Below are 16,657 nucleotides of genomic sequence, written 5' to 3'. Positions count from 1 at the left end.
ACCTCAAAGTTAAACCTAATAAAGCCTGACTATTATTAAGTTAGGCTTTTTTATTTCCAGTTTTTTGCCCACATGGGAAAACCTCTGTTTTCATAAGTTGATAGCGGTTCTGCCAAGGCTTTGAGATACCAGCTGCTTTTAAAACAATACCCATGGAGTCTTATTTCATTTGCTTCTTTTTTATTTCAGATGGATTATCCACAACATGATTTTTTTTCAAAATTTAATTTTACTTATATAACACCGACTGAATAAGATTTCTGTTAATCAATGGATATAAATGGAGTTCAGAAAAACGTATATTTTATGGAATATAAGCTGTATTGATCTATAAAACACGCAAAGGAGTACTTATAAAGTATGAATAATAATTAGAATTAAATAATGGAATTTTTTACGATTTGGACATTATTACAAGAAATAGAAAGCGCTTTCTGATTTTAAAAAAACATCTTTAACCGAGGGGTGGATTTTTAAGGCCTTAAAATGGCTTAACGACTTCCTCAACTACTTTTTTGGCCTTTGAATTCATGGCCGTATTTTCAAAATTATCTTCAATGTCGTTCATTTGTTCAGGCATAACTCCTCTCAAAATCAGTATGATTCCGAAGACAATCAATAAAAAACTAATCCCTTTTTTAAAGAGTGTAATTCGTTTTGGGGTTAGTTTTTTATTCAACCTTTTAGCTAGCAGTATTTTGAAGATATCGACGACTAAGTAAGTTACAATAATGCTTGTAAAAAACACAATAAGTCTGGAGCCTTCCATTTCTAAGGAAGGGCCAAAAATGATCAACAAACCCAGCCAAAATCCTAATACGCCAATATTGATAAAGTTGAGCAAAAAGCCTTTTATTACAATTCCGAAGAAATCTTTTCGTTTGAGCTTTTGAACTTCAAAATCAGCCTGGGTATAGGTTGCTCTTCTAGCTTTGATGTACGCAATGATCCCATAAATCGTAAGTATGCTTCCTCCAAAAATAAAAAGAGCGGGATCGTCCTTAATACTTCTCAGCAATTGATTAGTACTGAAATAAGCTATAAAAATGAAGACGACATCAGCCACAATAACACCTATATCAAAGGCTAGAGCTGCTCTAAACCCACGCATAGCAGCGGTTTCAAGTAACACAAAGAAGGCTGGTCCCACCATAAAGGCCAAGAAAAACCCCAAAGGAATTCCTGAAAGTATGTCTTGTAACATCAAGTCTTGTTCAGTTTATAGATCAAAGTTAAGGAATTGTAACTAAATTGATTTTCTGAGATCTTTTAGATTTAGCTGAAGACTTACCGTGCCGTTCCATTCGTTTTCTTCAAGGGTGAAAATAATATCAAAAGCTTCTTTGGAGTCCATGATTTCTTTTTTATCACCTAAGCCAAAACCGATGGCTGTAATAACCATTCCCTTTTGAACCAAATTAGCTTTCAGGTGAAGTCCATCTTCGCCTAAAGCTTTTACAAAACCAGTGGTTGACACGTTTTTGGAAACGAAGGTAGGTTTCATATTTCTCGGACCAAAAGGGGCGAACTGTTTCAGAATCCTGATGAACTTTGGAGTGATTTCCTCAAATTGGATTTCAGTATCGTAGGGAATTTCCGGAGTGAGTAAATCAGGGTTTATGCTTGATCTGACAACTTGCTCAAACTTAGACTTAAACTTTTCGAAGTTTTTTTCTTCAAGGGTTAAACCAGCAGCATATTTATGACCTCCAAACTGTTCAATAAATTCTGAAGAGCTTTCCAGCGCTTCATAAACATCAAAGCCTTTGACAGATCTTGCTGAAGCAGCCAATTTCTCTCCGCTCTTGGTAAACACCAAAGTAGGCCTATAGTAAGTTTCTGTAAGTCGAGAGGCCACGATGCCTATCACTCCTTTATGCCAGTGGGATTGATATACCACTGTGGTAAATCGTTCTTCTTCCTTGTGATCTTTAATGAGTTGTAGGGCTTCTTCAGTAATGCTGCGGTCTGCATCTTTTCTGCTGGCGTTATAGAGTTCGATGTCTTGCGCCAGAGTTTTAACCTTTTCAAGATCGGTTTCGCAAAGCAGTTCGGTGGCAAGCAGGCCATGTTTCATTCTTCCTGCAGCGTTAATTCTCGGTCCAATCATAAAGACCACATCGGTGATGGTGAGCTCTCTCTTTTTGGTTTGTTCCAAAATGGCTTTAAAGGCAGGCCGTCTTCTTGAGTTGATCAGCTTTAAACCAAAATGAGCAAGAATTCTATTTTCCCCTGTGATAGGAACGATATCCGAGCCGATAGCTGTGGCGACAAGGTCAAGGTATGTATAGATTTCTTTTTGTGGTTTACCCAATTTCATTTGTAAGGCTTGTACGAGTTTAAATCCAACACCACAGCCGCAAAGTTCATCAAAAGGATAACTGCAGTCTTCTTGTTTTGGATCCAAAACAGCTACCGCTTCCGGGACTTCTTCTCCGGGTCTGTGGTGATCGCAAATGATAAAGTCTATTCCTAAGTCTTTGGCATACCTTATTTTCTCAATCGCTTTAATGCCACAGTCAAGAGCAATTATAAGGTCTATTCCATTGACTTTCGCGTGATCTATTCCCTGGTAAGAAACGCCATAACCCTCCTGGTACCGATCGGGGATATAGCTTAATACATTGAAGCCTAAACTTTTTAAGTAGGTACTCATCAAAGCAACACTCGTTGTTCCATCTACATCATAATCTCCAAAAACCATGATGGGCTTCTTTTCATTGCGTTTTTGAAGTATAAAATCACTGGCTTCATCCATGCCTTTCATCAAAAAGGGATCGTGTAGCTTTTCTAAACTTGGCCTGAAAAAGTTTCTCGCATTTTCAAAGCTTTCAATGCCTCGTTTGACAAGAAGTTCTGCAGTGGTTTCATCCACACCTATAGACTCTTGGAGGTGATTTATTTTGGAAGCCTCGGCTCTTTCTATTAAGGTCCAGCGCATATTCTTGTCTTGCTTTAAACAGGTTTTTCTGTGAAGGGAATTTCTGAATTTAATATTTCCAAAATTAAAGCTTCTAATTCAATTTTAAATTCCCCTACTAATTCTTTTAAATTTTTATTCGATTTTGGTACAGCACATGACATCAATCCAGAATTAAGATTTTTGAAGGAAATAATGCCTGCTTCTGCATTTTCACCTAAATCTTTTTCTTTGAGCAGGGCATAAAACAAGACCTGGAAGGCTTTGGAATAGCTATAATCTTCACTAAATCCTTGCCATTCTTTTGGAATTTTCAGTTGTTTTGCCTCCACTTTTCCTGTTTTGTAATCTATTATTCTTAATTGGTCGTTGAGTAAATCCACCCGATCTACCGTTCCTCTCAACTTAACATTGAAGTCTAAACCTCCAACCTTAAAATACGATTCATGTTTAATTTCCAGCTCGATAATTTTTAAGGCATTCGCTTTTACCAATTTTTTCTCTTGAGTCAGAAAACGCTTGACCTGATGCTTAGCGATTTCAAAATCGATTAAATTTCTGCCGTGTCGCAAGCTTTCTTCCTGAAATCTTTCTTCAAAAAGCAAAGTCATGATTTTAGGATAAGAATTGAGCATTTGCTCAATGTCGGTCTCCTTTAAAATTTTCCCTACATACTTTCTGTATAAAAGATCCAGGCAATCATGAATGACAGTGCCAAGTGTTTTATGGGAGATATCTTCTTCTATATCCTCTACTTCATTTAAGCCTAAAACATACCGGTTGTAAAAATCTATGGGGTTCCTGATGTAAGCTGTCAAAGCAGAGGGGGAAATGCCGCTGGCAAATAACGTCCTGAGCTGAGTCATCATCTCCGGGGTTTTGGTGATAACTTCACGTGAGGTTTCGTTAAGATTAGTGTTTGCAGAAACTGCATAACTCTTAATGAAATGTTGAGGCAGTTTGAAGGTCTCCAATTGAGTTATAAATCTGCTTTTTTCGGCTTTTTCTATACCTGAAGTAGAATTGTTGAAAATGAAATGGCAGTTTTTAGCTCTTTGGACCAACCTAAAAAAATGATAGGCATACACAGCATCTTTTTCTTTATAAGTGGGAAGTTTATACGCCTTCTTTAAGTCGAAAGGAATAAAGCTGTTTTGCGATTTTCCTGAGGGTAAAACCCCTTCGTTGACCGAAGTGATGATGATGTTTTCAAAATCTAAAACCCTGGTCTCAAGCATTCCCATAATCTGTAAGCCTTCGTAAGGCGAGCCTTCGAAATCTAAAGTTTCTGAAGATAAGGTGTCCTGATAAATTTGGTGAAAAACCTTAAATTCCTTTATCAACTCTGTTTTAGTCAGTAGGTTTTTTAGCTTGATGAACAGTTTTTTAAATCCAAATAGGTATTCAAGAGAAAGTTTTTCATCCTGAAAATGAGGCTTTAGCAATTCTATAAGCTCCAAACAGGTATTTAGAAATTCATCAACTGTTGAATTGGTGTTGTTTAAACTTAGTTTTAAGATATTCAACAGGGAGTCATCCAATCGATTCCATTTTCGGAAAAAATCCTGTTTAGATTGAAAGACGATATTATTGGTATTCAAATCTTTTCGAATTAGCTGCAATTCTTTGTGATAAGCCTTCTTGAGGCTTGGATGTTCAATCAATTCAAAAAGGATTTTATAGTGCAATTCATTTTGATTTAAAGACCTTATTTTAAAAAGGCTTTCAAACAATGAAGCTAGATTGGTGCTGCTTAGCGGCAATCCCATGGTAACATTGACCTTACTTATATTTTTGGGCAGAGAGTTAAGAAGGGGTTGAAGCAGGCTTTCATCTCCAAGGATCAAGGCTGTTTTATCGAGTTCTTCATGGGTCATTTCAGAAAGAAGGTCGCCTACGAGTTTTGCTTGACCAATCTGTTTTGAAACGCCGTAGAGACCTATGGTTTTTTTATTGGAATAGCTGGTTGTTGATGCTTTTAAAGCCGTATCAGCATATATAGGCCAGGTTTTGGAATAGCTCCTCATAAAGATTCCTGCAGTATGCTCTGTCAAAAGATAGTTGTCTATATCCCAAAAAACATCTCCTCTTTGCTGTTCTAGAATATATTGAAAGATAGTTTCCTCACAGGTATTGAGCGCATTAAAACCGATAAAGTAAAATTTAGCCTCATTGGAATTGATAAAATCTTTAATGTTAGAAGCCGCTTCCTGGTAAGCCATCCCCTGATAAGCTTTTTTGTCTGCTTTTAATTTTGCCTTTAATTCATGATAATATTTAGGCAGGCTTTCCCAAAATTCAATATAGTTTTTGACCAAATCTGTTTTAACATCAGATTTCGACCAGTGCTCCAAATCCTTTATAGCTTTAAGGTTTCCAAAAAACTGATCGGCATCAATTTGATACCGGTCTATTTCATTAAAATCCTGAACAATAGATTGTCCCCAGTTATAAACTTGATCTAGAGGTTCCTGCTTATTAGGGTGTGTAAGATCTTGATATACTTCATAGAAGAGAAAGATAGTTTCCAAATTACTTATGAGTTTAACCTCAGCAACGGTCTCGATAAACTCCTCAATACTCTGTATAGGCGGAGCCAGAAAGCTTTCATGTTGACTTAGAAAAAGTTCTTTTGAAAAAGCCTGTGCTGCTCTTCTGCTGGGGAGGATAAAATGACTCTGATTTAGGTCTTTTGCCTTTAATTTTGAAACAACATCGGTTATAAAACTTTCCATAGGCAAAAATAAAAAAACACCCCTGCTTGGGGTGTTTTTAAACTTAAATTTTAAAATTAATTACTTTTTCAAATTAATTTCAACTCTTCTGTTTTCTGCTCTTCCAGCTCTAGTATCGTTGGTAGCAACTGGTCTTTCTTCGCCGTAACCAGCAGATGATAATCTAAACTCATCTACACCGTTTTCAACTAAATAAGCTTTTACAGACAGAGCTCTAGCTTCAGAAAGTCTCATGTTATTTTGAGCACTTCCAACGCTATCAGTATGTCCCTCAACTGTAAATTTAGCATTAGGATATTCGTCCAAAATTGCTATAATTGCTTCTAAAGCTTCTGCAGAATCTTCAGTAATAGTTGTTTCACCTGTGTTAAAGTTAATGGTTTTAGCATACTCGTTCAATTCTTTTTGAACCTCTTCAGTAACTTCTGGACAACCATTGTTTGATACTGTACCGGCAACATCTGGGCACATGTCATCTTTGTCTAATACACCATCGTTATCTGTATCTGGATAAGGGCATCCATTGTTTGCTTCTGGGCCGGCTTCATTAGGACATTCATCCTCCTTATCTGCTAAACCGTCATCATCAGCATCAGGACATCCGTTCAACATTTTTGAACCAGCTTCGTCAGGACACTCATCTTTTGGATCTGCAATACCGTCACCATCAGTATCTGGGCAACCGTTAAATTCTGCAAGACCTGCTGTGTTAGGGCATTCATCTTCTGAATCAGTGATACCATCACCATCAGAGTCTGGGCAACCATTAAATTCCACTAAACCTGGAGTATCAGGACAGTCATCATTTTTATCATATACGCCATCACCATCAGTATCGGTTCCTCCGAAAGCGATAGTTAGACCAGCTGTATGTTGGAAATAATCGAAATTATCATCTTCAAATGCAGTTTTATAAGATGATTTCACTGTGAACGCAACATAGTCTGAAAACCAAAAATTAATACCTAAGTCACTGTCAAAAGTAGAGGCTCCATTATCATCCAACCAAAAGTAACCTACACCTATTCCTAAGAAAGGATCAATCACATCAGAATTTAATAATTCTTTGAAATTGTAATCAATTCCAGCACCCAAGTTATAGAAACTCAAGTCATCGGCGCTTACATCCCCTAGTTTATCTATTTGATTAATAGAACCAAAAACTCTGGCAGAAAAACCATCTCCTACATATCTTTTTACTTCTAAAAATGATAAAGATGGAACAATATTATAATGATCTGTTACATTAAAATATTCGTCAAATATATCACCACTATTAATTTCTCCCGGAATATTATCATTGGCTGCCGGATAAAAATCTACAGCATTAGTACCTATGACTACAGCCCATGGGTTGTTTTGATCTTGTGCTTGCGTACTTACAACTCCCATAATGAGCGCAAGAAGCAAAAAAAGTGTGTTTAATTTCTTCATGTCTTTTAATTTTTTGATTACTATAAATTAGTTCAATAGTTAACAAATGTAAAATTAATATTGCTAAATAAGTTAACTTTCAATAATTTTTAAGTCTTTTCCCACCTTGATAAAGGCTTCAATAGCTTTATCCAGGTGAATTTTATCGTGTGCTGCAGATAATTGTACCCTTATTCTTGCCTTGCCTTTTGGAACCACTGGATAGAAAAAACCAATGACGTAAATCCCTTCTTTTAGTAGCATTGACGCCATTTCTTGAGATAGTTTGGCGTCATATAACATGACTGGAACTATAGCAGATTCACCATCTATAATATCAAAACCAGCTTCTTTGATATGTTTTTTGAAATAAGCTGTATTTTCTGTTAATTTTTTTCTCAAAGTATCGTCATTTTTGATAATTTCAAAAACTTTCAGAGTTGCACCAACTATAGAAGGCGCTAAAGAATTTGAAAATAAATAAGGTCTGGACCTCTGTCTTAACAGGTCGATGATTTCCTTCTTACCGGTAGTATAGCCTCCCATGGCTCCGCCAAGGGCCTTACCCAGGGTTCCTGTGATAATGTCTATTCTGTCCAAAACGCCTTTTTCTTCTAAAGTGCCAATCCCTTTATCGCCAATAAATCCTGTAGCATGACACTCATCTATCATAACTAAAGCTTCATAGGTATCGGCTAAGTCACAAATTTCATCAAGTGGCGCCACTAAGCCATCCATAGAAAAGACACCGTCTGTGACTATTAAAATATGTCTAGCCCCGTTTTCTTTTGCTTGTTTCAGTTGCGCTTCGAGATCATTCATATCTCCATTCTGATACCTGTATCGAGCCGCTTTACATAATCTCACCCCATCGATAACGGAGGCATGGTTGAGCGAGTCTGAAATGATAGCATCTTCTTTAGTCAGCAACGGCTCAAACACTCCGCCGTTTGCGTCAAAACAGGCGGCATAAAGTATGGTGTCTTCAGTACCGTAAAAACCTGCAATCTCCTCTTCTAATTTTTTGTGAATATCCTGAGTTCCACAGATAAATCTCACACTAGACATGCCAAATCCATGACTGTCTAACGTATCTTTAGCTGCTTTTACAACCTCCGGGTGAGATGATAAGCCCAGGTAATTATTGGAGCAAAAATTCAAAACACTTTCTCCAGAATCCAAAGTGATTTCAGCACCTTGTGGAGAGGTAATGATGCGCTCTTTTTTGTAAAGCCCATCCTCTTTTATGCTTTGAAGTTCTTCTGATAGCTGTTTTTGAAATTTATTTGAATACATATTATTTTGTTTTTTGCAAATTTAAACAATCTTTACTTCAATAGAATTGGTAATGTAAACCAAGAGTTTCTTCTTAACATTATATTGTAAACTACTCAAAGCTTCTGCATATTCATTGATCTGACTTATATGCTGATTTGATGGCTTCCCCGTTTTATAATCGATGATAAAAGCATCTTTTCCCTTCAAATTTACCCGATCTGGTCTTACAAGCTTATCCTGAAAGTAAATATCCCTTTCAGTCCAGACTTGATAAGCCTCCGTAAAAAAATCTGCCAGATCCTTATGTGTTATAATTGAAATTACTTTTTTTCGATAAAATTCCTGTTTTTCCTGTTCTATAAATCCTTTATCAATATGCCTGGATAAGGATGAATCTATAGCGTTGGCAGACTTGATTTGCGATAGCAAAGAGTGGATTAAATTACCCTCTTCCAAAGCTTTTTCAAGTTCTTCGTTCCAAAGCTTTCCCGCTGTTGTAACCAGAGATAAATCCAAATGTGGTGAAGGAGAATGAAACCTCAAATTTTTATGTTCGATTCTTTCATTTGTGTTGATATCCTGTTCCGGAGTAATACTTTCTCCCCAGTGATAATCAACATCCGGCTCTATGTTTATAGATTGAGATTTTTGCAGATAACCCATAAATAATCCGGAAAACGTGTTTGATTTTATGCCCCCGTTCTTATCTCTATCATCTTCAGAAAGGATAAATAGCTCGTCAGCTGCTCGTGTGAGCGCTACATAAAGAATATTTATATTTTCCATCTCCAGGTGATCAATCAAATTGAGATAATTTTCAGAATAAAGCGAATGTTCAATGTCCTTGCTTGGATAAGTGATTAAGGCAACGGGAAGTTTGAATTTTTCTGGGAGACCTACCCAAAGGTGGCTTCTTTTGGTGTCATCTATTTGTTGCTTGGCGTAAGGAAAAATGACAACAGGGAATTGTAAGCCCTTGCTTTTATGAACAGTCATAATTTGAACTGCATTTTCATTATCTGTGCTGATAATGCTTTTCTTTTCGTGTTGCAGGCTCCAGTGACTTAAAAACGCACTTAGATTTCCATCTTGCTTTAAAGTGAATTCGAAAACTTCATCAAGAAAAAATTGAAGATAGGCATTGGCTGTTTTGTCGAGTCCAAAATGACCGATTAGGTACTCCACAGCATCATAAAAAGGGAGGCTGTGAAAATGATTGGGGTCAAAAGAAAAGCCTAAATCGTTCAAAGTTTTCCAAAACAGGTCTTGGTCTTTGTTGAGGGTTTTCTTCAGGAGATTAAATCTTTCTTCTTCGGAATAGGATAATCTTATGCTTAAAGCTTCCAGAATTTTAGCTTTGGAGATTTCGTCTAGCTCATCGTTCAACACACTCATAAGCTCCAGGATAAACCGAACCTGTTCGTCAGAATTAATCAGTAAGGTTTCAGAAGAAATGATCGGAATCTCATGCTGGTTGAGAAATTCTGCGATGTTAATGCCCTCCTTTTTTTTACGAACTAAAATGCAGAGGTCGCCAAGCTTAAAACCCTGTTCTTGTTTTTTCTTTATGATGTCTAAGACCTCTATCGGGTAAATTTGATCCCGTTCTTCAGTGGATTTAGCCTTAATAAATTTTAAGTTCACAAAACCTTTTTCGGGTTTATGAGCAGATTGAATTAAGTTTTTGCCTTTTAAAAGAGTTTTCAGGCTTTCATCCTTGAGGTGTTCTCCTACATATTCAAAAAACTCATTATTGAATTTTATAATGGCCTGACTACTTCTGAAATTAGTACTCAAGGTCTCCAAACCAGGTTGTATAGGAAAAGGGGAGTCTCCCCTGGATAAATTCATAAATTGATGCGCATCGCCACCTCTCCAGGCGTAAATAGATTGCTTGGCATCACCAACAAGGGTTAAGGTTCCCGGGCTTTCTCCTTCAAAAAGCGAGGCCAGCGCATTGCCGGTGAGCGGAATTAAATTCTCCCATTGCATGCGTGAAGTATCTTGAAATTCATCGATAAAATAATGCTGAAATTTCTCACCCAGGCGTTCAAAAATAAAGGGAGCAGGCTGTTTTTTTATTTCATCGCTTATCTTTTTGTTGAAGTCAGAAATCAGCATGATATTCTGCTCTTTCTTAATCAGTTCCATTTCAGAATTCACGGCGCTAAGCAAGGAAAGCTGAGTGATATTTTTATGAATTTTTTCAAAGAATTTACGGTCTAAAAACAACTTTTTACTAAGCGCATATTGCTCAACTATGAAGTCTCGCATGGAAAAGATGAGTCGTTTTTTGTCTTCACTCTGCTTTTTGTTCACATAAGTATCTTCTTCATCAATAGTTTCTTGCCACTTGGCATCAAAACCAATTCCAGGATGATCCTCACTTAATTTTTCAAAAAACTTTGGCAACCAGCCCCCTTTAAAATCTTTAAATTCCAATCCGTTTTTATTCAGTCTCATCAAAAACTCATCTCCAATTGTCTTAAGTTTTTCAGTGATAGAATTCATGTCTTCAGCCAGTCTGGTTTTTAGCTGCTTAAAGTCTTCAAGTCCAAACGCATTCAAAGAGGAGACAAAAATTTCATCTTTCTCATTCAAAAGCAGTTTTGACGCCTCAAAAATGTCCAGGCTTATATTGCCGCTTTTGTCATCGTTTACTTTTTCTAAAGCAAAATCAATCAGAACTTCCGTCAGTTCTTCATCGCTTCCTGCTTTTTCTACCACTCGTTCTACAGCCAGTTCTAAAACCTGCAGGGTGTCCATTTCAATATCAAAATTCATGGATAAGCCCAGGTCTTTGGCGAAGGTTCTTATGATTCTATGGGTAAAAGCATCTATAGTTGAAATTTCAAAAGCTGCATAATTGTCCAGGATTTCTTTTAAAATAAAGTAGGATTTCTTCTGAATCTGGCCTGAGGATAGTTTCGTGTTTTCTCTTATCAGTTTAAACATCGCGTCGCCTTCCAGCTGAGGTTCACCTTTTGAGAAGAGCGTGAGATACTCTAAAATTCTAGATTTCATTTCTCCAACGGCTTTGTTGGTGAAGGTTATGGCCAGGATGTTCTGAAAACTCGTGTTTTTTGGAGATGAAAGCAGTAAAGTTAAATAACGTTCTGCAAGCTTAAAGGTTTTTCCGGAACCTGCTGAAGCATTAAATATGGTGAAATTGGACTGTAGAGGCATTCTTCAATTTTAAGGGTAAGGTAATAAATCTAAGGATAATAGTTTTCAAAAAATCAAAGCTATCCTGAGTATGTCAGATTTTGTTTTAAGTAAAATATAACATCAAATAATCCTAAGTCAAAGTCTTAATAGTTATTTTTGATATCAATAAATTAACAAAAAATACAAATTATGGCTTTTGAATTACCAAAATTAGACTATGCTCATGATGCACTTGAGCCACATATCGATAAAAAAACAATGGAAATTCATCATGGTAAGCACCATGCTGGATATACCTCTAAATTGAATAATGCCATTGAAGGTACAGATTTGGAAGGTAAAACCATTGAAAATATACTAATCAATCTGGATTTATCCAACACTGCTGTAAGAAATAACGGCGGAGGTTTTTATAATCACAGATTGTACTGGAAAATTATGTCGCCAAATGGTGGCGGAAAACCATCAGGTGAGTTAGCCAAAGCAATCGATGAATCTTTCGGTTCATTTGAAGCGTTTAAAGATGCATTTTCAAATGCAGCTGCAGGTCAGTTTGGATCTGGATGGGCCTGGTTAACTGTACATAACGACGGAAAACTAGAAGTTGCTTCTACTCCAAATCAGGACAATCCATTAATGCCCAATGTTGGTGCAGGAGGAACTCCTATTTTAGGAATTGATGTTTGGGAACATGCGTATTATCTCAACTATCAAAATAAAAGACCAGAGTATATTGAACATTTCTTTGAAGTGATCAATTGGGAAGAAGTAGCTAAACGTTATTCTGAAAACAAATAAGTTTAGCATATATAAGAATAGAAACTGCCCGATTTGGGCAGTTTTTTTTGCTCTAAACTAAATTGGATTTCACTTTTTGGAAAACATCTTCTGCAGCGATATCATGCATGACTTTTTTGTATCCTTTCACCTTTTTGTTTCCATAAATAGAAGTGGGTAATAAAGGGTACTTTTCAAGATTTGGGAAGACTTGCTGTTCTCGGGTTTGACCGAAAGGCGCAAAGCCTGCAAAAGGATGGGTTGCTCCCCAAATAGTAACCACTTTTACACCAAACATGGCTGCCAAATGACCGTTTCCGCTATCCATTGACAACATGACATCCAAGTTTGATATCAATTGTAATTCTTCAGAAAAACTAAACCTTCCTGCAACACTTTCGCAGTTGCTAAAATCATGGGCTAAGGCTTTTAGTTTCCTTACTTCCTTTTTACTGCCCCCAAATAACAGAATTTGACTGTTTTTGTCTTCACTTAATTTTGAAATGACTTTTTTCATCAGTTTCAAAGGATATTGCTTAGGGGAATGCGCTGCAAACGGAGCAATACCTATCCATTTTTTTGAGCTATCCCAATTCAAAGAAGATTCAACTTCAGAAGGCAGCGGAAGTTGTATTTTTTTTATTTGTATTTCTTTATCTACTGGTAATTTCAGTTTTTTGAACACCTCTGCATAACGCTGATGTGTGCTTTTTAAAGGCTTAAAAATCTTATCATTTGGCCGGGTTAATGCTTTTTTTTCTGTTCTTCCCTTATCTATTCTGAAGTATTCATGACCGAAGATTTTTAAGAACCCACATAGAATGCGTGATCTTAAGACGTTGTGTAAATCGGCTATAGCATCAATTTCCAACTTATGAAGCTGCTTAGCCATCAGCCACAAACCAGAAATTCCTTTATGCTTGGTTTTAACTTCAGCTTTCACGACATTTATTCGTTCAATATGTTCAAATAAATGAGCAAAAAAAGGCTTGGTGAGGACTGTGATTTTTAGTTTCGGATAGGTTTCCAGCAACTGAGAGAGAACAGGAACCGTCATAGCCACATCCCCCATAGCAGATAAGCGTATCACCAGAATGTGGCTAGGCTGCTTCATTCTATTGCTTACTTCTCAGGACAGGATTCATTTCATCATCGTTGTACATTTTCATTTGCTTGTAAACTTTCATGTACTTGTCACCAACCTTGATGTCTTCCAGAAGTTGATCTATAGCCAGGGATAAGTCTCTTTGTTGTTCCAGCAGTACATCAAGCTTTGCTTTACAGGCAATTTGATGTTTTTCAGAAGCATTGGTTCTGTTGGCTTCTTCGTTCATATGATAAATCTTCAAAGCCAAAATAGAGAGCCTGTCTATTCCCCAGGCAGGACTTTCCGTATTGATTTTAGCTTTAAGCTTTGGCTCTATGGTGTTGAAAAGATCCAAAAAATAACTGTCGATAAATTCCACCGTATCGGTCCTGTCTTGATTGGAAGCATCTATTTTTCTTTTGAGCTTTAGAGCATCTTCAGGAGAAATTTCAGGATCCCTTATGAGATCTTCATAATGCCATTGAACTGTATCTATCCAGCATTTTCTATATAATAAATGCTCAATAAGGGTCTCTTTTTTATCAAATGGATTTTTGAATTCTTGATCGACATCATCTTTTACGTGATAAGTTTCAATGACGCTTTGGAATATTCTATTAGCTTTTTCTGAAAACATAGTTTTGCATTTGTGTGTTTACAAATATACCAAGTGTTTTTAAAACAGACTTTGCAAATGGCAATGGTCTTTCTAATATAAAGCTGAAAATACAATTCCAGCCAGGAAAATCATGTAGAATACCTCTTTAATCCATTTTTTTGTAGACTTCAGCTGAAAATAGTTTCCAATCAATATAGATAATGGCCACACTAAATAAATGGCATCCATAGCTAAAGGAGAATTATTGAAAATCATAACAGCAATTGAAATCAACATAAAAAATAAAACAATACTTAAGCTTTCGCTTTGATGAAGTTTTGCTCTATTGAAGATAACAGGTAGCTGGAAAATAATCCAAACCAAAATCAGCAATAAAAGTCCGAGTAAACTTCCATACTTAAAGCTGTCAAAAAAGAAATCTATACCCGTGAATTCTGGTAAATAATCCTGAAAACCTATCCATTTATTTTCAAAAATTAAAAAATAACAAAGGCGAAGTACGAAACCTACAGCAAGTCCAACAACAGGGATGATGAAGTGTCTATAGTTTTGGGAAGCATACATAATGACGCCAAAATAAATGACTGCTATAAATAGCCAGTGAAAGGGTTCAAACCATATAGAAATAGAAAGTAAAAAACTGGAATCAAAAAGCTTTTGCTTAAAATTTGTATTGGTTTTTAAGCTAAGAATTCTTCTGAAGGATAGAAGCAAAAAGAAGTAACTAAATACGAACTCTGTAGATCTTAGTATTTCCGGAAAGGCGATAATCAGCAGAACAAAACTGGAAGCTGCAAAGGTGTGATGTTGGTGAATTTTATTGCGTTTCACCATAAAATTGAGAAGAAATACAATCAACAGGAAAACAGCTAAAACACCAAGTTTACTAAAAATTATGGATGCACTGAATCCCGTTGTAGTTGAGATAAAATTTTCAACAACAAAAGCTATAGCAAATAAAATACTCAGGATAGCAAAAGCGATAGGTTTAGAATGACTAAAAAGTCTTGTTAGCATGGTCTATTTTGTTACTTTTGCAAAGTAAATATAATATAACAGAGTCATGAAGGATTTTTTTCAGGGTATTGCAAGTTTATTTGAAGATTTTTTATTTATCCCTTTGGACGCTTTAAGAGCTTTGCAAGAGGATTCCTGGTGGGCTGCTAACGGCTTAAATTTTGTTTTTGTACTCATCGCCTTTGCAGCGTTTTTTTACTGGATGAAACAGTTAAAAAAATTCGATGATAGGGGTGAAGAAAATAAGAGCGTCATAGCTCACTCATATTTAGGAAAAAATTCAGACTTAGACTAAGTCTTTGCCTAAGTCTTTCCTGTAGTACATTCCCTTAAAATTTATGTGATCCACGTTTTCGTAAGCTTTTTCCAAGGCCTTTTGAAACGTCTCTCCAAAAGCGGTGACAGCGATTACTCGACCTCCGTTTGTACGAATTTCATCGTTTGCTTTTTGGGTGCCTGCGTGGCAAATAAATACGTCTTTATTTTCCTCAATTTTATCCAAACCTGAAATCACCTTCCCTTTTTCATAAGTTCCTGGGTAACCACCCGAAACCAGCATAACCGTTGCAGCATGCTGAGAACTGATTTCAAGCTGAACATCCTGAATTTGGGCTTCAGCGGTTTTGGACAAAACATCTAATAAGTCATTTTTTATTCTTGGAATGACAACTTCAGTTTCCGGATCGCCCATTCTGACGTTATATTCTACCACGAAGGGTTCATCGCCCACTTTCATCAAGCCGATAAATAAAAAGCCTGTAAAGTCAATACCTTCTTTATAAAGTCCATCAATACTGGGCTTGATGATTCTTTCATCTACTTTTTTCATGAAAGCCTCATCAGCAAAAGGAACCGGAGAGATAGCACCCATTCCGCCGGTGTTAAGCCCTGTATCTGCTTCTCCTATGCGTTTGTAATCTTTAGCATTGGGAAGTGTGAGGTAATTTTTGCCATCGGTAAGTACGAAAACACTAAGCTCAATTCCATTTAAAAACTCTTCTATAACTACTTTTTCTGAGGCTTTCCCAAATTTGCTGTTGGTCAGCATGTTTTCAAGTTCGTCCTGGGCTTCATGCAATTGCTTTAAAATCAAAACGCCTTTACCACCTGCAAGTCCGTCAGCTTTTAATACATAAGGGGGATGCATGGTTTTTAAAAATTCCTTTCCAGCTTCTAAACTATCTTTACTAAAACTTCGGTAGGCTGCGGTTGGGACCATGTGATCTCTCATAAATTGCTTAGCACGCTCCTTGCTTCCTTCCAGCAGGGCTCCACGCTTGGAGGGACCGATGATTTTTAGGTCTGAAAATTCTTCTCTTTCATCAAAATAATCTTTAATGCCTTCTACAAGGGGAGCTTCCGGGCCCACAATAAGCATCTGTATGTCATGGTTTCTGATGCTTTTGGCAACCTTTTCAAAATTGAGAATATCTAATTCCAGATTTGTAGCGCAGAGTGAAGTACCGGCATTACCGGGAGCTACAAACAGCTTGTTGCAGGTTGAACTTTTTGAAATTTGATGTGCTAATGTATGTTCGCGTCCGCCGCTTCCAAGGATCAATACGTTCATGAGATAATGTGCTTAGATTAGGCTTCAAAAGTAAATCTTTGTAAATTGCTTCGCTAATGAAACTGTTTAAAAT

At 36.7% G+C, this 16,657-nt stretch carries 12 protein-coding genes; 2 read left to right on the top strand and 10 right to left on the bottom strand.

The annotated features are described in order from the left end of the window. Positions 1 to 481 precede the first annotated feature (481 nt). From BLP81_RS08725 to BLP81_RS08700, 6 genes are all read right to left on the bottom strand, one after another. Positions 482 to 1,204: a LysE family translocator gene (locus BLP81_RS08725; protein WP_093368070.1), complete on the bottom strand. Its 723-nt coding sequence runs from the start codon at positions 1,202 to 1,204 to the stop codon at positions 482 to 484. Positions 1,205 to 1,246: 42 nt separating this feature from the next. Then, positions 1,247 to 2,941 carry a single-stranded-DNA-specific exonuclease RecJ gene (gene recJ / locus BLP81_RS08720; protein WP_093368069.1) on the bottom strand — a complete coding sequence of 565 codons (1,695 nt, stop codon included), beginning with the start codon at positions 2,939 to 2,941 and terminating at the stop codon, positions 1,247 to 1,249. Positions 2,942 to 2,955: 14 nt separating this feature from the next. After that, on the bottom strand, positions 2,956 to 5,655 hold the full coding sequence (locus BLP81_RS08715; protein WP_093368068.1) for a PD-(D/E)XK nuclease family protein: 2,700 nt from the start codon (positions 5,653 to 5,655) through the stop codon (positions 2,956 to 2,958). Positions 5,656 to 5,715: 60 nt separating this feature from the next. Further along, positions 5,716 to 7,089 (bottom strand): OmpA family protein, encoded by a 1,374-nt coding sequence (locus BLP81_RS08710; RefSeq protein WP_093368067.1) that lies wholly within the window; start codon positions 7,087 to 7,089, stop codon positions 5,716 to 5,718. Positions 7,090 to 7,161: 72 nt separating this feature from the next. Further along, entirely contained in the window at positions 7,162 to 8,364 is a 1,203-nt protein-coding gene (kbl, locus tag BLP81_RS08705; protein ID WP_093368066.1) for a glycine C-acetyltransferase, read from the bottom strand. A 21-nt stretch (positions 8,365 to 8,385) separates the two neighbouring features. Further along, positions 8,386 to 11,532: a UvrD-helicase domain-containing protein gene (locus BLP81_RS08700; RefSeq protein WP_093368065.1), complete on the bottom strand. Its 3,147-nt coding sequence runs from the start codon at positions 11,530 to 11,532 to the stop codon at positions 8,386 to 8,388. A gap of 171 nt (positions 11,533 to 11,703) precedes the next feature. On the opposite strand from BLP81_RS08700, the gene BLP81_RS08695 reads away from it, so the two are divergent. Continuing rightward, entirely contained in the window at positions 11,704 to 12,312 is a 609-nt protein-coding gene (locus tag BLP81_RS08695) for a superoxide dismutase (protein WP_093368064.1), read from the top strand. A gap of 52 nt (positions 12,313 to 12,364) precedes the next feature. Here BLP81_RS08695 and BLP81_RS08690 read toward each other — a convergent pair whose 3' ends face one another. The 3 genes from BLP81_RS08690 to BLP81_RS08680 all read right to left on the bottom strand — a co-directional run bounded on the left by BLP81_RS08690 (position 12,365) and on the right by BLP81_RS08680 (position 15,014). Continuing rightward, a complete protein-coding gene (locus tag BLP81_RS08690; protein ID WP_093368063.1) occupies positions 12,365 to 13,405 on the bottom strand; it encodes a glycosyltransferase family 9 protein in 1,041 nt (346 codons plus the stop codon). Between the two features lies 1 nt (position 13,406). After that, the gene (locus BLP81_RS08685; RefSeq protein ID WP_093368062.1) at positions 13,407 to 14,015 is read right to left on the bottom strand and encodes a DUF4254 domain-containing protein; all 609 of its coding nucleotides are present in this window, start codon (positions 14,013 to 14,015) and stop codon (positions 13,407 to 13,409) included. 72 nt (positions 14,016 to 14,087) lie between these two features. Further along, a complete protein-coding gene (locus BLP81_RS08680; RefSeq protein WP_093368061.1) occupies positions 14,088 to 15,014 on the bottom strand; it encodes a DUF6427 family protein in 927 nt (308 codons plus the stop codon). Between the two features lie 46 nt (positions 15,015 to 15,060). Between BLP81_RS08680 and BLP81_RS08675 the strand changes: the two genes are divergently transcribed. Continuing rightward, complete coding sequence (locus tag BLP81_RS08675) at positions 15,061 to 15,309, top strand: DUF6341 family protein (protein WP_093368060.1); 249 nt, start codon at positions 15,061 to 15,063, stop codon at positions 15,307 to 15,309. Here the strand turns inward: BLP81_RS08675 and purD are convergent. After that, positions 15,301 to 16,584, bottom strand: coding sequence for a phosphoribosylamine--glycine ligase (gene purD, locus BLP81_RS08670; protein WP_093368059.1), 1,284 nt, complete (start codon positions 16,582 to 16,584; stop codon positions 15,301 to 15,303). The genes BLP81_RS08675 and purD overlap by 9 nt on opposite strands. Positions 16,585 to 16,657: the final 73 nt, after the last annotated feature.

The sequence above is a fragment of the Psychroflexus sediminis genome, from assembly GCF_900099815.1.
In the GTDB taxonomy this organism is placed as follows: Bacteria; Bacteroidota; Bacteroidia; order Flavobacteriales; family Flavobacteriaceae; genus Psychroflexus; species Psychroflexus sediminis.
This window is presented reverse-complemented; position numbering and strand designations above follow the sequence as displayed.

Coding starts and splice junctions, on each gene's coding strand:
- BLP81_RS08675 (WP_093368060.1), top strand. CDS start 15,061: ATGAAGGATTTTTTTCAGGGTATTGCAAGTTTATTTGAAGATTTTTTA.
- BLP81_RS08725 (WP_093368070.1), bottom strand. CDS start 1,204: ATGTTACAAGACATACTTTCAGGAATTCCTTTGGGGTTTTTCTTGGCC.
- BLP81_RS08685 (WP_093368062.1), bottom strand. CDS start 14,015: ATGTTTTCAGAAAAAGCTAATAGAATATTCCAAAGCGTCATTGAAACT.
- BLP81_RS08710 (WP_093368067.1), bottom strand. CDS start 7,089: ATGAAGAAATTAAACACACTTTTTTTGCTTCTTGCGCTCATTATGGGA.
- BLP81_RS08690 (WP_093368063.1), bottom strand. CDS start 13,405: ATGAAGCAGCCTAGCCACATTCTGGTGATACGCTTATCTGCTATGGGG.
- BLP81_RS08680 (WP_093368061.1), bottom strand. CDS start 15,014: ATGCTAACAAGACTTTTTAGTCATTCTAAACCTATCGCTTTTGCTATC.
- BLP81_RS08700 (WP_093368065.1), bottom strand. CDS start 11,532: ATGCCTCTACAGTCCAATTTCACCATATTTAATGCTTCAGCAGGTTCC.
- kbl (WP_093368066.1), bottom strand. CDS start 8,364: ATGTATTCAAATAAATTTCAAAAACAGCTATCAGAAGAACTTCAAAGC.
- purD (WP_093368059.1), bottom strand. CDS start 16,584: ATGAACGTATTGATCCTTGGAAGCGGCGGACGCGAACATACATTAGCA.
- BLP81_RS08715 (WP_093368068.1), bottom strand. CDS start 5,655: ATGGAAAGTTTTATAACCGATGTTGTTTCAAAATTAAAGGCAAAAGAC.
- recJ (WP_093368069.1), bottom strand. CDS start 2,941: ATGCGCTGGACCTTAATAGAAAGAGCCGAGGCTTCCAAAATAAATCAC.
- BLP81_RS08695 (WP_093368064.1), top strand. CDS start 11,704: ATGGCTTTTGAATTACCAAAATTAGACTATGCTCATGATGCACTTGAG.